The sequence below is a fragment of the Lewinella sp. genome, from assembly GCF_050633125.1.
Lineage (GTDB): Bacteria > Bacteroidota > Bacteroidia > Chitinophagales > Saprospiraceae > Lewinella.
In genome coordinates, this window is record NZ_JBOEFX010000248.1 from 1 (window position 1) to 869 (window position 869).

An 869-nucleotide genomic window follows, 5' to 3' on the forward strand; every position below is an offset into this window, starting at 1 on the left:
CAGCCATTGTTGGCTACGGTTCCTTTTACGTCGGGGCAGTTGTCTTGGGCATCTTCTACGCCGTCGCCATCGCGGTCGGTAACGGGGCAACCTTCGTTATCTAGTGGGCCGGCAGTTTCCGGACACTTGTCTTCGCTGTCCATCAAGCCATCACCATCGGTATCGGGGCAACCTTCAAATTTAGCGATACCAGGGGTGTCCGGGCATTTGTCGCTGCTGTCTTTGATACCGTCGCCGTCGGCGTCTGGGCAACCATTGAGGGCCACAATACCTGGGGTGTCAGGACAAAGGTCTTCTGCATCAACGATACCATCACCATCGCGATCGAGAACAACAGGTGCAGGCTCTTCATAATCATCAATAGCGATGTGAAAGCCAATACCAGCGATAAAGTGATCACGTAGATCAACGCTGTTGTAGTGGTAGGCAAAAGTGGTCGAAAGGGAGGTGTTACGCCCCAGGTAGAAGTCTAAACCCAAACCAAGGGGAACATCCAGCGACAAATCAGAGGTCTCTAGCAGCAAGCCACCGACACCGGCAAATAAGCGTGGGCGAAAGACATCGCCTTTGTAAAGATTAAGGTTTAACAATACATCAAGGCCAATATTGACGGCTTGCCGGGTTCTGCTACCAGCAGCATCCTGTGGGTGTTGGGCCGAAGCTATCCGGAAAGGGAAGCTTACATCAAAATTATCGTTGAGGTAACGAAAATACTCGAATTCTAAACCGCCGCTAAAGTCATCGCGAGAAAGGCCCGAATTGTTATCCAGTGGCCATTGGAAATTACTGGAAACATAACGGAAAGACCAAGCCTCGGGGCTTTCCGCACTTTGTGCCCCTAGTGAAGTACTGAAGAGTACACTCGTAAT

Annotated in this window: 1 protein-coding gene; it reads right to left on the reverse strand. The window is 50.9% G+C overall.

Translation table 11 applies throughout. The annotated features are described in order from the left end of the window. A partial coding sequence (locus tag ACRBG0_RS28695) for a thrombospondin type 3 repeat-containing protein (RefSeq protein WP_431490253.1) occupies positions 1 to 869 on the reverse strand: 869 nt, incomplete at both ends.